General features: G+C 65.1%; 15 protein-coding genes and 1 tRNA gene. 8 read left to right on the forward strand and 8 right to left on the reverse strand.

Going from position 1 to position 13,612, the window contains the following annotated elements; translation table 11 throughout:
* Positions 1-60 precede the first annotated feature (60 nt).
* Positions 61-804: a lipoyl(octanoyl) transferase LipB gene (lipB, locus tag RPC_RS16800; RefSeq protein WP_011473778.1), complete on the forward strand. Its 744-nt coding sequence runs from the start codon at positions 61-63 to the stop codon at positions 802-804.
* Between the two features lie 17 nt (positions 805-821).
* On the opposite strand, the gene RPC_RS16805 is transcribed toward lipB, so the two are convergent.
* From RPC_RS16805 to RPC_RS16820, 4 genes are all read right to left on the reverse strand, one after another.
* Positions 822-1,409 (reverse strand): hypothetical protein, encoded by a 588-nt coding sequence (locus RPC_RS16805; protein WP_157043233.1) that lies wholly within the window; start codon positions 1,407-1,409, stop codon positions 822-824.
* A gap of 241 nt (positions 1,410-1,650) precedes the next feature.
* Positions 1,651-1,950: an acylphosphatase gene (locus RPC_RS16810; protein WP_011473780.1), complete on the reverse strand. Its 300-nt coding sequence runs from the start codon at positions 1,948-1,950 to the stop codon at positions 1,651-1,653.
* Positions 1,951-2,817 carry an isocitrate lyase/PEP mutase family protein gene (locus RPC_RS16815; protein ID WP_011473781.1) on the reverse strand — a complete coding sequence of 289 codons (867 nt, stop codon included), beginning with the start codon at positions 2,815-2,817 and terminating at the stop codon, positions 1,951-1,953.
* Between the two features lie 4 nt (positions 2,818-2,821).
* Positions 2,822-4,837: an acetyl-CoA carboxylase biotin carboxylase subunit gene (locus RPC_RS16820; protein ID WP_011473782.1), complete on the reverse strand. Its 2,016-nt coding sequence runs from the start codon at positions 4,835-4,837 to the stop codon at positions 2,822-2,824.
* Between the two features lie 171 nt (positions 4,838-5,008).
* Between RPC_RS16820 and RPC_RS16825 the strand changes: the two genes are divergently transcribed.
* Positions 5,009-5,194, forward strand: a complete 186-nt coding sequence (locus RPC_RS16825) for a hypothetical protein (RefSeq protein ID WP_041801969.1) — start codon at positions 5,009-5,011, stop codon at positions 5,192-5,194.
* A 120-nt stretch (positions 5,195-5,314) separates the two neighbouring features.
* Here the strand turns inward: RPC_RS16825 and RPC_RS16830 are convergent, their stop codons facing one another.
* Both RPC_RS16830 and RPC_RS16835 read right to left on the reverse strand, forming a co-directional pair.
* Positions 5,315-5,890 (reverse strand): hypothetical protein, encoded by a 576-nt coding sequence (locus tag RPC_RS16830; RefSeq protein ID WP_011473783.1) that lies wholly within the window; start codon positions 5,888-5,890, stop codon positions 5,315-5,317.
* 377 nt (positions 5,891-6,267) lie between these two features.
* Entirely contained in the window at positions 6,268-6,669 is a 402-nt protein-coding gene (locus tag RPC_RS16835; RefSeq protein ID WP_041802975.1) for a DUF2177 family protein, read from the reverse strand.
* Positions 6,670-6,786: 117 nt separating this feature from the next.
* On the opposite strand from RPC_RS16835, the gene RPC_RS16840 reads away from it, so the two are divergent.
* The 3 genes from RPC_RS16840 (at position 6,787) to RPC_RS16850 (ending at position 9,211) form a co-directional block, all read left to right on the forward strand.
* The gene (locus RPC_RS16840; RefSeq protein ID WP_011473785.1) at positions 6,787-8,238 is read left to right on the forward strand and encodes a cryptochrome/photolyase family protein; all 1,452 of its coding nucleotides are present in this window, start codon (positions 6,787-6,789) and stop codon (positions 8,236-8,238) included.
* 75 nt (positions 8,239-8,313) lie between these two features.
* On the forward strand, positions 8,314-8,751 hold the full coding sequence (locus RPC_RS16845) for a hypothetical protein (protein ID WP_011473786.1): 438 nt from the start codon (positions 8,314-8,316) through the stop codon (positions 8,749-8,751).
* Positions 8,752-9,016: 265 nt separating this feature from the next.
* Positions 9,017-9,211 carry a hypothetical protein gene (locus RPC_RS16850; RefSeq protein WP_041801971.1) on the forward strand — a complete coding sequence of 65 codons (195 nt, stop codon included), beginning with the start codon at positions 9,017-9,019 and terminating at the stop codon, positions 9,209-9,211.
* Here the strand turns inward: RPC_RS16850 and RPC_RS16855 are convergent.
* On the reverse strand, positions 9,192-10,067 hold the full coding sequence (locus RPC_RS16855; protein ID WP_011473787.1) for a DMT family transporter: 876 nt from the start codon (positions 10,065-10,067) through the stop codon (positions 9,192-9,194). The genes RPC_RS16850 and RPC_RS16855 overlap by 20 nt on opposite strands.
* Positions 10,068-10,164: 97 nt before the next feature.
* Here RPC_RS16855 and RPC_RS16860 point away from each other — a divergent pair, with 97 nt between their 5' ends.
* Both RPC_RS16860 and RPC_RS16865 read left to right on the forward strand, forming a co-directional pair.
* The gene (locus RPC_RS16860; RefSeq protein WP_208855620.1) at positions 10,165-11,076 is read left to right on the forward strand and encodes a PhzF family phenazine biosynthesis protein; all 912 of its coding nucleotides are present in this window, start codon (positions 10,165-10,167) and stop codon (positions 11,074-11,076) included.
* Positions 11,077-11,314: 238 nt separating this feature from the next.
* Positions 11,315-12,493, forward strand: coding sequence for a GGDEF domain-containing protein (locus RPC_RS16865; protein WP_011473789.1), 1,179 nt, complete (start codon positions 11,315-11,317; stop codon positions 12,491-12,493).
* A 228-nt stretch (positions 12,494-12,721) separates the two neighbouring features.
* Here the strand turns inward: RPC_RS16865 and RPC_RS16870 are convergent, their stop codons facing one another.
* Complete coding sequence (locus RPC_RS16870; protein ID WP_011473790.1) at positions 12,722-13,171, reverse strand: hypothetical protein; 450 nt, start codon at positions 13,169-13,171, stop codon at positions 12,722-12,724.
* A gap of 216 nt (positions 13,172-13,387) precedes the next feature.
* On the opposite strand from RPC_RS16870, the gene RPC_RS16875 reads away from it, so the two are divergent.
* Positions 13,388-13,464 (forward strand) — tRNA-Arg (locus RPC_RS16875).
* The last annotated feature ends 148 nt before the right edge of the window (positions 13,465-13,612 follow it).

The raw sequence follows: 13,612 nt of genomic DNA on the forward strand, positions 1-13,612 counted from the left end.
GCGGATGAAACTCACACCATGCGAGATTGCCGGCCGACAACACCACGTTATGGTGAACCAATGATTAACGATCGCGAAACCCTCGATTTGGTGCCGCTTTCGCTGCCGCCGGGGGCCCCGGCCGTGGCTTGGCAAGTGTCCGATGCGCTGGTGCCCTATCCGGAGGCCATCGCCGCGATGGAGGCGCGGGCGGCCGCCATCGCCGCGGGCCAGGCGCCGGAATTGGTGTGGCTCTTGGAGCATCCGCCGCTCTACACCAGCGGCACCAGCGGCAAGGACGGCGACCTGCTCATCCCCCGCTTCCCGCTCTATGCCAGCGGCCGCGGCGGCCAGGTCACCTATCACGGCCCCGGTCAAAGGGTGGCCTATGTCATGCTCGACCTGAAACGGCGGCGGCCGGACGTGCGCGCCTATGTCGCCGCGCTGGAGCAATGGATCATCGGCACCTTGGCGCACTTCAATGTGAGGGGCGAACGTCGCGAGGACCGGGTCGGGGTCTGGGTGGCGCGCCCCGACAAGGGCGCAGGCTTCGAGGACAAGATCGCGGCGATCGGGGTGCGGCTGCGGCGTTGGGTCTCGTTCCACGGCATCGCCATCAACGTCGAACCGGACCTCACGCATTTTTCCGCGATCGTGCCGTGCGGCGTCACCGATCCGCGCTTCGGCGTCACCAGCCTGGTCGATCTCGGCCTCCCGGTCACGCTGCAGGATGTCGACGTCGCGCTGCGGCAGGCATTCGAACAGGTATTCGGCCCGACCGCCGACGCCGGGCTCCCAGCGGACGACGCGGCGCTGTTGCGATGACGCAGGCCCGGCGCCGGCTACGCGGTCCGGCGCTGTTCGTTCGGCCGCCACCAATTGCTGATCAGCGCGTGCCGGCCCTCGCATTGCGTCTCGGAATTCCCGAACGACCGATGCTTCAGGAAGATCGCAGCCTCGAGCTGCTCGACGGCAAGCGCGGCCTCGCAGGCATCCTGCTCGCCGGAAAAACGGCAGATCTCGAACGAGCGATAATTCGGCATCATTTGCTGAAAGCCGAAATGCGCCAGATGCGCCAGATGCAGCGCTTCGATCAACGGCAGGTCGATCCGCAGCACGTCCTGCGCGGGCATCGTCTTTTTCAGAGCCGCAGCCTGCCCGGCATTCCAGCAATCCATGCCGATCGCCTCGCCGAGCAGCCATAGCTCGGACCCGCACGCCTCGCTCGGTTTGGCGAACACCGAATCGACGAGCTTGGCGGTCTTCAAATAACGCGGGACGGCCGCGGGGATCTTGCGGCCCCCCCGTTCGAAGTGGTGACCCACTCCGTTGACGATCTCGCTCGCGGCTTCGGCTCTCCCGCGCAGCCGGCCGCGTTCAAAATAGAATGAACTGACGCTGGACCACGCCGAGCCCGCAACGACCAGCATCAGAACGCCAAAGACGATCAGAATCAACACAGCGGCCCCCCTCAAAGGCGGATCAACGTGCCGCTGTTGCGACGCGAACGGCGTGGCCAAACAGAGCTGGTTGTCGCAGCCTTTCGAAATGATTGACGGAATCTCACTAACGAAGGGCAAAATCGCGACTAAGTAACACTACAGGGATCAGCGCCGGCGGTTGCCATCCGGCCGTCCGAATGCTCAGCGCGTGCTGACATGGTACCAGGGCTTACAGCGTCGGCAGCGTCGAGAACCGCTCGCCCGGCCGCCGCAGATCGAGCGCGTCGACACTACCTGGTTGCTCGTCGAGCTTGGTGACACGCGCCGACGACGGTCCGCGCCGGCATCGTGCGATAATCTCGGCAACCGCCTCGGCAGGGCCGGCAAACAGCGCCTCGACGCTGCCGTCCCGGCGGTTGCGCACCCAGCCTTCGAGATCGAGCTTCATCGCCTGATATTCGACAAAGGCGCGGTAGCCGACGCCCTGCACGCGGCCCTGCACCGTCACCTGCCGAACGATGGTGCTCATCTATTTCTTCAGCCCGAGAAAATTCGCGCCGCGCTGCTTCACCAGCGCCGCACGGGTCACCCAATCCATCAGCTCCGAAGACGCCAGTCCCTGCAACTGCATCGGCGGTGTGCCGGCGGCCGCAGCCTTCAAGGTGTCGAACACCGCCTGGGTGGCCGCGGCGATCGGCGCATGGCCCTGCACCGCGATCCGCACCCGCTGCGCGGCGAGATAGTCCCAGTCGGAAATCTCCTCGGACGGGCCACCGAGCACGATCGGCAGCGTGGTCGCCGCGGCGATCGCTTCGAGCTGCGCCCTGGTTTTCACGGCGGTGAAGAACAGCGCGTCGACGCCCGCGGCCTCATAGGCCTGCGCGCGCTCGATCGCATCCTCAAGCGACGTAATCGCCAACGCCCCGGTGCGGCCGACGATCACCAGCGTCGGATCGCCGCGGGCGTCGAGCGCCGCCTTGATCTTGCCGAACCCCTCCTCGATCGCAATGAGCTGCGGCGTGGCCTCGCCGAACGGCTGCGGCAGCGCGGTGTCTTCGATGGTCAGGCCGGCGGCCCCTGCCCCTTCCAGCTCCTGCACGGTGCGGCGCACGTTCAACGCGTTGCCGTAGCCGTGGTCGGCATCGACCAGGATCGGCAGCGCCGCGGCACGCGACATCCGCCGCACTTGTTCCGCCAGCTCGGTCAGCGTGATCAGCGCGATGTCCGGATCGCCGAGGATCGCCAGCGAGGCCACCGAGCCGCCGAACATCCCGACCTCGAAGCCGAGATCCTCGGCGATCCGCATCGAGATCGGATCAAACACCGACGCAGGCCGCGCGCAACGCGATCCGGAGAGGATCGCGCGCAAAGCTTCGCGACGGCTGCGCCAGGTCATCGTCTTAGGCGAACTCGAGGATGGTGGCGTCGACCGCCAACGTCGCCCCCGGTGCGGCGTGGATCTTCTTCACCACGCCGTCGCGTTCGGCACGCAGCACGTTCTGCATCTTCATCGCCTCGACGATCGCCAGCGTTTCGCCGGCCTTGACCTCCTGGCCTTCGGCGACCGCGATCGACACCACCAGTCCGGGCATCGGGCACAGCACCTTCTTGCCGGTGTCGGCCTTGTTGCCGACCAGCATCCAGCGCGCCGCCGACGCCTCGCGTTCGGTGAAGACGTTGACCGCGACCTCATAGCCGTGATGCGCCAGCCGCACCCCGTTCGGGATCGGCCGCACCTGCACCGCGACGGGCCGCCCGTCGATGGTGCCGTGCCACACCGGATCGCCGGGGATCCACGGCGACAGCAACAGATGCGGCTGCCCCATGGTGCCGTCGGCGCCGACGAAGCGAACCACGAAGCCCTCGCCTTCGCGGGTGACGTCGAGCGGCACCTCGCTGCGCTCCAGCCACACGCAGCGGCGGCGTTCGCGGATCACCGCGCGGCCGATCATCTGGCCGGAGATCTTGCGCTTGCGCTCGCCGATCACGCGGTCGATCGCCGCTCCCACCGCGGCGATGCGGCGGGCGATTTCGCCCTCCGGCACCCGCGCGGTGAAGCCCTTGGGGAATTCCTCGGCGATGAAGCCGGTGGACAGATTGCCCTCGCGCCAGCGCGGATGCGTCATCAATGCCGACAGGAACGGAATGTTGTGGCGGATGCCGTCGATGTAGAACGCATCCAGCGCATGCGCCTGCGCTTCGATCGCGGCCGTCCGCGACGGCGCGTGGGTGACCAGCTTGGCGATCATCGGATCGTAGTAGATCGCGATCTCGCCGCCTTCCTGCACGCCGGTATCGTTGCGCACGGTGATGCCGTTGTGCGAGCTTTCCTTCGGCGGGCGATACTTCACCAGCCGGCCGATCGACGGCAGGAAATTGCGGAACGGATCCTCGGCATAGACCCGCGACTCCACCGCCCAGCCGGTCAGCGTCACGTCCTTCTGCGCCAGCTGCAGCTTCTCGCCGGCCGCGACCCGGATCATCTGCTCGACCAGATCGATCCCGGTGACCATTTCGGTGACCGGATGCTCGACCTGCAGCCGGGTATTCATTTCCAGGAAGTAGAAGCTCTTGTCCTGGCCGGCGACGAATTCCACGGTGCCGGCGGAATCGTAATTCACCGCCTTGGCCAAGGCCACCGCCTGTTCGCCCATCTTGCGCCGCGTGGTCTCGTCCAAGAGCGGCGACGGCGCCTCCTCGATCACCTTCTGATTGCGGCGCTGGATCGAGCATTCGCGCTCGCCGAGATAGATGACGTTGCCGTGCTTGTCGCCGAGCACCTGGATTTCGATGTGGCGCGGATCGACGATGAATTTCTCGATGAACACCCGGTCGTCGCCGAACGAAGACTTCGCCTCGGCCTTGGCGAGGCCGAAACCTTCGGCGACCTCGGAGGTCGAATGCGCGATCCGCATGCCCTTGCCGCCGCCGCCGGCGGAGGCCTTGATCATCACCGGATAGCCGATCTGGTCGGCGATCTTCACCGCGTGCTTTTCGTCCTCAATGACGCCGAGATAGCCCGGCACGGTCGAGACGTTGGCCGCGGCGGCCGCTTTCTTGGATTCGATCTTGTCGCCCATCGCGGCGATCGCGCCGCGGTTGGGGCCGATGAAGACGATGCCGGCGTCAGCCAGCGCCACTGCGAATGCCTCGCGCTCGGACAGGAAGCCGTAGCCGGGATGCACCGCTTCGGCGCCGGTCTTGCGGCAGGCCTCGATGATCTTCTCCATCACCAGATAGCTCTCGGAGGCGGCCGGCGGCCCGATCAGGACGGCATGATCGGCCATCTCGACGTGGAGCGCATCGCGGTCGGCCTCCGAATAAACGGCGACGGTCTCGATACCCATGCGGCGGGCGGTTTTGATGACCCGACAGGCGATTTCGCCGCGATTGGCGATCAGAATGCGTTTGAACATGTGCTTGTTTGCTTGCGACCTTGGGAGGTGGACGGCGCTCCCCGAGCGGGAGGCCTATCTGGGCGTGCGGGTCACGTTGTAACAATTTTGTCGCTCGAAAAAACTAAATATTGCCGTGGGCCGGGATTCCGGGACCCTACTTTTGGAGTGAGCTTGCATGCGGGAACGGCCATGGCCAACGCGTCGGGGATGTCCGCCGGCACCAAGTCCAAAGACAAACTGATCGGCCGGGTGATCACCGAAGCGATGCCGAACAGCGCCACGCCCCAGGCCACGACCGAAACTCTGCGGTCGCAACGTGGCCTCAGCGGCCTGCGCACCGTGCTGAAATTCCAGCGGGTCGGCGACCAGCGCTAGTTCGACGTCGCTGGTTTTCCGGGCGCACGCTGGGCTCGCCCCCCGAGCGCGAATCAACAAAAAACGGCGGGCCACTAGATTGCTGGCCCGCCGCATCCGATCCGGTGATGTGCTGCACGCTCAGGCGCCGAGGTCGAACACGCCCGGCCATTGCAGCAACGGCAGCGTCGCAGCGCCGATCACGGTAGCGACCAGCCGCGTCAGCGTCTGATTGCTGCGGCGGGTGCCGCGCATCTGCCGGGAGATCCACTCCAGCACTTCTGTATTGACGCCGACCGCCTGGGTCGGTGCCCAGCTTTCGATCGCGGTGTCCGGCGCCAAGGCCACGGTGCGCGAAGGCACCGGCAGGCCGGAGGCCGAGGCGGCGTGATGCACCACCGCTTTGGCGAACAGATCGTCGAACAGCCCGTCGTCGCTGCGCTCAGCGGCGGCGTTGTTGATCTCGAACAACGCCTCGGCTTCGGCGCGGCTCACCGGCTGGTTCTCAACCGCGGCCGCGGTCAGGATCCGCGCGCACAGCGCCGCGTCATCGGCATCCAGCGCGCGGGAAAAGTGGATACGACCCATGGTCGTGGGGCCCTCACCGGTGATCACTCCGTCGCGCACAACGGCGAGCGCTTGCGCCGCAGTATAGCGGTCGGCAATCCGGGAGGGTTCAATGGCGCCGATCAATTCGGCTATGGCGGTGGCAGTCATTGGATGCTCTTCTCTTTTTGCTATCGCCCAGCATTTCCATGCCGGTGTAAACGATCCGTTAAGACCTCGACTTTGGTCGCACCTTGAACCGATGCGATGACCCGTTGTCGCCGTGACGTTCGTCACGACCGTTCGAGTCGCAGGCCGGTCCGGCGCCGGTGCGGCGCGTCAGCGGCTTTATCGGGGCAGTTCGAAGTCTGATTTTGGTACCGGGGCTTAGCCCACGCGGCAACTGCGGGTGATCCCCCAGCCGGACAAATTAAACTCAATATTTCGCAGTGTTTTCAAATGGCTGTTAACGAACATTAACCAGTTAGGCGACCGCAGGACGAAGCTCCGCCTGCGGTCGCTTGCGATCACAAAACGTTGACTGCGCGCTACAGCTTGGGCGCCAGCCAGTTGGTGATCAGCAGTCCGAGCGTCGCCGACACCGCGGTCATGAACGCCCCCCATGAAATGTCGAGCGCCACCACCGGCCAGGTCCAGTGCTTGAGCAACGACATCGCGGTCAGCTCGAACGTCGCGTAGCAGAACATGCCGAACAGCGCGCCATAGACCAGCGTCGACGACCAGGTGGCGTCGCGGCCGCCGTTCACGAACACCAGCACGCCGACGATGTAGAGCAAATAGAACGGGATCGCCGCCGAAAGCCGGACCTCGCCCAGCATGTCGCCGACCTGGGCGAAGAAGAAGTTCTTGGCGATGGTGCCGAGAAACAGGAAATCCAGCGGGATCAGGATCAGGAACGTCGCCAGATAGAGAATTGCATATCGCTTCAAGTCGTCCTCCACAGTGCTGCTGAGCCGGTTCCCAAGATACGCGCGAAATCGGCCAAGGTTGCAACACGCGGCCAACACCGACCACCTGCGGATCGCGGATCCGGCTAACATAGCCCGATGGCAAACGCCCCTGCGCCGATCTCGCTGGTCTGGTTTCGCGACGACCTGCGATTGTCCGACCACCCCGCACTCGACGACGCCGGGCGAAGCGGCGCGGCGGTCGTGTGCCTCTACGTGCTCGACGAAGAGAGCGCCGGACTGCGGCCGCTCGGCGGCGCCGCGCGCTGGTGGCTGGCGCAATCGCTGCGCAGCCTCAGCGCCGACCTCGCCGCGCGCGGCGGCGTGCTGATCCTGCGGCGCGGCCCCGCCGCCCGGATCGTCGCCGAGGTCGCGCGCGAGGCCGGCGCCGTTCGCGTCAGTTGGAATGACGTCCCGAACCGGCCCGCCCGCGCCGTTGCCGACGACCTCGCCGCGCGGCTCGGCGATCTCGGCGTCGCCGCGCAATGCTGCCCCGGCGATCTGTTGGCGGCGCCGGCGACGGTCCGAACGCAGCAAGGCCGCGGCCTCAGGGTGTTCACGCCGTTCTGGAAACGGGTGCTTGCGCTTGGCGATCCGCCGCAACCGCTAACCGCACCGAAAGCTCTCTGCTCTGTCCCAAGCCTCGCCAGCGACACCCTCGATGACTGGAAGCTCGAGCCGACCCGGCCGGATTGGGCCGGCGGTTTGCGCGCGCGCTGGCAGCCTGGCGAAGCGGCCGCGCAACGCGGCCTGCAACACTTCCTCCACGGCGCCATCGCGGGCTACGCCACCGAGCGCGACCGCCCCGACCGCGTCGCCACCTCGACGCTGTCGCCGCATCTGCGCTTTGGCGAAATCAGTCCGCGGCAGGTCTGGCACGCGGCACGGTTCGCAGCAGCCGAGCGCCCGGCGATTGCCGCCGACGTCGACAAGTTTCTTAGCGAGTTGGGATGGCGGGAATTCTGCCGGCACCTGCTGTTCGACAACCCGGACCTTGCGACCCGCAACCTGCAGCCGGCGTTCGATCGCTTTCCCTGGACCACCGACCCGATCGCGTTGCGCGCCTGGCAGCGAGGCCGCACCGGCTATCCCCTTGTCGACGCCGGAATGCGCGAACTCCGGCTCACCGGAGTGATGCACAACCGCGTGCGCATGGTGGCGGCGTCGTTCCTGGTCAAGCATCTGTTGCTCGACTGGCGCTGCGGCGAAGCCTGGTTCTGGGACACGCTGGTCGATGCCGATCCCGCCAGCAACCCGGCGAATTGGCAGTGGGTCGCCGGCTGCGGCGCCGATGCCGCACCGTATTTCAGGGTGTTCAATCCGATCCTACAAGGCGAGAGGTTCGATGCCGAGGGCGACTATGTTCGCCGCTTCATCCCGGAAATCGCCGGTCTTTCGAACAAGTCGATCCATCAGCCATGGACTGCGACGCCGCTCGAACTCGAAGCCGCCGGCGTCACGCTCGGTGACACCTATCCGAACCCGATCGTCGATCACCGCGCCGCGCGACAGCGTGCACTTGCCGCATACGCGACTGTGCGAAACAACTGATTGACGCGCGCCACATCAGCACCATTGCCGCGAATCGGTTATCGTCGCGCTTTCGATAACCCTTGGGGGATGAAGATGAACGACGACAAGCCGATAATCGATCAAGTAACCGATGCCTTTGGTGAGGCCGCTACGGCCGCAGAGAAGACCGCGAAGAAAGTGGTCAAGCGCGCGCGCAAGGCCGCCAAGAGCGTCGCCAAGAAGGTGACCAAGGCGACCAAGGCGCCTGCGAAGAAAGCCAAGAAGGGCGCAGCCAAGAAGGCCACCAAGGCGAAGGCCGCCGCGACCGGCAAGAAGGCCAAGAAGGCCGTGAAGAAAGCCGCCAAGTCGGTCGCCAAGACCGCGAAGAAAACCGCCAAGACAGCCGCCAAGGCGGCGAAGAAGGCCGGCAAGTCGGCGAAGAAGGCTGTGAAGAAGGCGACCAAGTCGGTCGGCAAGAAGGCCACGAAGAAAGCCGCCAAGAAGACCGCTAAGAAGACCGCACCGAAGAAGGCCAAGAAGTCGAAGCGCTGATCGTAAGCGCTTCGGTCGGCGGAAGCCTCCAGGCAACTCTGGAGGCTTCCGCCGACCGGCCCTCGCCGTTGCCCTCGCTCGAAGACGATGGCAGCCGCGTCGGACGGGCCATAAGGCGAACCGACCATAACAGCCGGACTGCGTCGGAAACCGGGCCGACACCATGGTTCCCCGGGTGATAAGCGTGGTTGTCACTGCGAACAGCTGGGCATCGACCGGTGACTGAGGGCTCAACACCTTCGCCCAAAGATCCGCGAGATTTGCGATGGACACATCCGCCCGCGACGAAACCTTCAAGCTCTATCAGCAGCTCATGGCGAAATGCCCTGACGAGGAGCAGAAACAGCTTCTGCTGGCGCTGATCCGCTGCCTCGCGGTGCAAAACCCTTCAGCTCCGCCCGAGCGACAGCCGAGAGTTCACCGACGCAAGCCGCGACCGTTCACCGGCGCGGTCGGTTGACCAGAAACACCGCGGCAGCGCAGGCCACCATGCCGGCGATCGCCACCGCATCGAGCCGCTCGCCGAACAGCCCATAGGCCATCAGCGCCGTCACCGCCGGCACCAGGTAGAACAGACTGGCCACCGAGGTCGACGCGTGACGCCGGATCAGCCAGTACAGAAGTCCGATCGAGCCGATCGACAGCACCACCGCGAGCCAGACCACCGCGGCCACGAACTCCGCGGTCCAATGCACCTCGCGGGTCTCGAACAGCCAGGCGCCGACGGCAAAGAGCGTCAACGCCGCCAGATACTGGATGACGTTGCCAGCCCGCCAGTCGATCTTGCTGCAGAACCGCTTCTGATACAGCGTTCCGAGCGTGATGCTGACCAGCGAGACGCCGGAGGCGAACCAGCCCCAACCGGCGTCGCCGCTCATCGAGCGATTGTGCAGGATCATCAGCACGCCGCCGAGCCCGAGCAGCAGTCCGCCCCACTGCAGCGGCGTCACCCGTTCGCCGAGAAACCGGCTCGCCAGCGTCGAGATCAGAATCGGCTGCAGCCCCGGGATCAGCGCCGACAGCCCGGCGGGGATCGAATGCGCGATCGCGATCGAGGTGCCGGCGAGATAGAAGCCATGAACCAGAAGGCCGGCGACGACGCTGTGGCCGACGCCCTTGAGATCCGGCCAAACCGGCCGCCCGATCGCCGCGATGATCGCCATCAAGGCGACCACCAGCACCATCCGGATCGCCAGATAGGTCAGCGGCTCGGCGCCGTTCAGTGCATATTTTGTGCCGACGAAACCGGTACTCCACAGCACCACGAAGATCGCCGGCGCGGCGCGCGCGGCGAAGTTGTCGATATTTCGTTTCATTGTCTCCCTGGGCGCCGGATCGTATGTTGTGGAACTACACAATACGATAATCGGTCGGTGCGCAATCGATGCCGCATCAGGCGATAGCCAGGAGAAAATGATGCGACTCTCGTTCGAGACCGTAGACGTTTTTACTTCGACGCAGTTCAGCGGCAATCCGCTGGCCGTGGTGCTCGATGCCGAAGGCTTGTCGAGCGATCAGATGCAGGCGATCGCCGCCGAATTCAATGTCTCGGAGACCACCTTCGTGTTGCCGCCGAAAGATCCGACGCATACCGCACAAGTCCGAATCTTCACGCCGCGGCACGAGATGCCGTTCGCCGGGCATCCGAACGTCGGCACCGCGTTCGTGCTGGCGCGCGCCGGCGCCTGCTACGGCCGGCCGATCGAGGGCGACACCCTCACCTTCGAGGAGCAGGCCGGGCTGGTCCCGGTCGAGGTGTTGCGGGCGGGAGCAACGATCGCCGGAGCCCGGCTGGCGTCGCCGCAGCCATTGACGATCGGCCCCAAGGTCGCGGCCGAACTGATCGGCTCGGCCTGTTCGTTGTCGTTCGACGACATCGAGACCGGCAACCACCAGCCGTGCATCGCCTCCTGCGGGGCGGCGTTCATCTTCGCCGAGCTCACCAACCGCGACGCGTTGGCCGCCGCCGATCCGCGGGTCGATGTGTTCAGCGATCAGGTGTCGCGGCAGCCGGCCACCAGCATTCTATTGTACACCCAGGTCGACGACGAAGAGGTCGATATCCGCGCCCGGATGTTCGCGCCGCATCGCGGAATCTATGAGGACCCGGCCACCGGCAGCGCCAACGTCGCGTTGATCGGGCTGTTGGCGACGTTGCGCGCTGAGCCGGATCTATCGCTGTCCAAGCGCATCGCGCAAGGCGTCGAGATGGGCCGGCCGAGCCTGCTGCACGCCACCGCCGAGAAGCGGAGCGGTGTGGTCACCGCGACCATGATCGGCGGCTGTTGCGCGCCGGTGATGAGCGGATCGATCGCCCTGCCCTGACCAATGGCTCACCGCGGCACAGCGACCGCGAGACCGATGGCCTTTGGATTATCTTGCAGGTTGCCGGCGCGTCAGCAGCCGGCCAGCCGACTCGATCAAATGCCGTCGATCGAATTAACACCAATTTAGCTATCGGGAGCACTGTGCCGCGCTGCATCGTTTCCGTCGTTTGAATTCGGTCGTCAGGGTCTAAATTGCCCCGGCGCTGCTGCGGCGGCCGCATCACCAGACAAAGGCTATGAGCATTTTCCACGCGCAACCAGAAGCGGCGCTCCGGCATGCCGAAGCGCCTGCGTCGGAGCACGGCCACGCGCTGGATCCGGCTTTGGAGAAGGATCGCCGGTCGCCGCGCGGCCACGGACATGAGTATTGGCTGTTCACCATCACGGTGCTGAACCTGTCGCCGCTGCTGATCGACTGGATCGTGTTGCGGCAGCATTTCTCGTTGGCCCTGCTGTTGCGCCTCGGCGTGGTTGCGCCGATCGGTATATTCGGGCTGTGGCTCTGCCACTTCACCACGCACACAAGGTTGCAGGCGTGGGCGACGGCTGCGGCCACCCTGGCGCTGAGCCTGGTCGCCACCGCGCTCGGGCAATACGCCGCCGAGCCTTATGCCACCCGTTACATGATGGCGGCCCAGTTCCTGATTTTCGGCGCCGCCGTGTTCACGGCGCTGCCATGGCGTCTGACCAAGTTGATGACGTTGATCGCCGTCGCCGGATTCGCGCTGATCGTATCCAGCGGACTGCGGTGGCCTCCGCTGGACGGCAACCTCGACCTGGTGGTGTTCTGCCTCACCACCACTGCGATTGCGCTCTACTTGCGACGCCGCAAGGACCTGCAGTTGGCGGAGATCATCAACCTACGGAAGCTCGATTCCAGCCACGCCAGCGAACTGCGCGACGCCAATCACAAGCTCTCGCTGCTCTCGCACACCGATCCGCTCACCGGCGTATTCAATCGACGCTATCTCGACCGCCTGGTCGATCAGCTCGCGATTTCGATCGCGCCCAATGCCGGCTACGGCCTGCTGATGATCGACGTCGACCATTTCAAGTTCTTGAATGATCGCTGCGGGCATTTGCATGGCGATCAATGCCTGAGGCTGATCGCCACGGCGATTCAGCGCAGCCTGCGCAGCTCGGACGACGCCGTGATCCGCTATGGCGGCGAGGAGTTCGCGGTGGTGCTGCCCGATGCCGACCTGTTCGAGACCATGCAGGTCGCCGAGGGCTTGCGCGCCGCCATCGGTGCGTTGCGGATTCCAAATCCCGGACTCGGCCCCGAGGCGTTCGTCAGCGTCAGCATCGGCGCTTACAGCGCGACGACAGCGGAGGATGTCACCGATTCGCTGCGCTGCGCCGACCAGGCGCTGTACTGCGCCAAACAGGCCGGCCGCGACCGCGTGTTCGTCTGAACTGCATCCAGGGTTCTTTTGCCACCGCGCGATGCGATCTGGACGACACCCGAGCGCGGCTCGGTCGACGGTCGGCGGCGCTCGGCCGCGGCATGCTGAACACCGCGCCCCGCGGCGTGGGACGCGGGCTACAGCAGGATGATCTTTCTTCGAACCATCATCCTGCTCTCGGATTTTAATCGATCATGATCGGTTCCGAAACCGGTATCCATCTTGCTGGATCGTGCCCTAGAAATCTTCCGGACAGGGATCGACGATCTTCCACAGATCGGTGCCGTTTTTGATCTTCTTCATCTCGGTGGTCAGCCCGCCATTGCGGCTGATCCATTCCTTCACCGGCCGGGGGTAATACGACATCAGGTCCGAGGTGCCCTCGTAGCTGGTGACCTTGATGCCGAAGGTGAACGCCTTGTCGTAATAGGCCTGGTGGAACCCGAGGCTGGCGCGCGGCGTGACGCAGATCTTGTTGCTCGGTACGATGCCGAACACCATGGTGCAGGCCGAATTGCAGATGCCGTCGATGATGACGCGCTCGCGGCGATCCCTGATCCGCTCGTACTTTGCTTTGTACTCCGTGACATAGCCGCCGTGGTCGCGGGTGATGCGGAGGTCGGCGCGCGCTGATCCGGTGACCAGCACGGCGGGCAGCAGCAGCAGCAAGAGCGGAGATAAACGCATGGATCGATTGCAAACCCAGGTTGAACAAGTCGACGTTACGTGGTCCGGCGGCAGCGCACCAGACGGCAAGAGTCTGGCGTTACTGTGTTAGCATTTCGTTAAGCATGGCAATCTGCCGAAAAAATGCCCAGCCCGTTGAAAAGACGTGGAAAAAAGCAGGCGTCGCGGCGTCCGGGGGGCTTCCTTTCGCGGCGCGGCCAGGTATGGTGCCGGCGTGCGCTCGTAGCTCAGCTGGATAGAGCATCGGATTTCGATTCCGAGGGCCGGGAGTTCGAATCTCTCCGAGCGCACCAGCAATGACTTCTATTGGTATTGGCCATTCCCGGCTCGCCGTTAGCTGCCGCGGGGGTCGCGCGTCACCATGGCGATCTGTGGCTGCGCCGCGAGCCAGGCTTGAGCGGTGGCAGGCTCCCTGTCCGGCATCAGCCGGCGGGCGATGCT

Source organism: Rhodopseudomonas palustris BisB18, from assembly GCF_000013745.1.
Classification (GTDB): Bacteria; Pseudomonadota; Alphaproteobacteria; order Rhizobiales; family Xanthobacteraceae; genus Rhodopseudomonas_A; species Rhodopseudomonas_A palustris_F.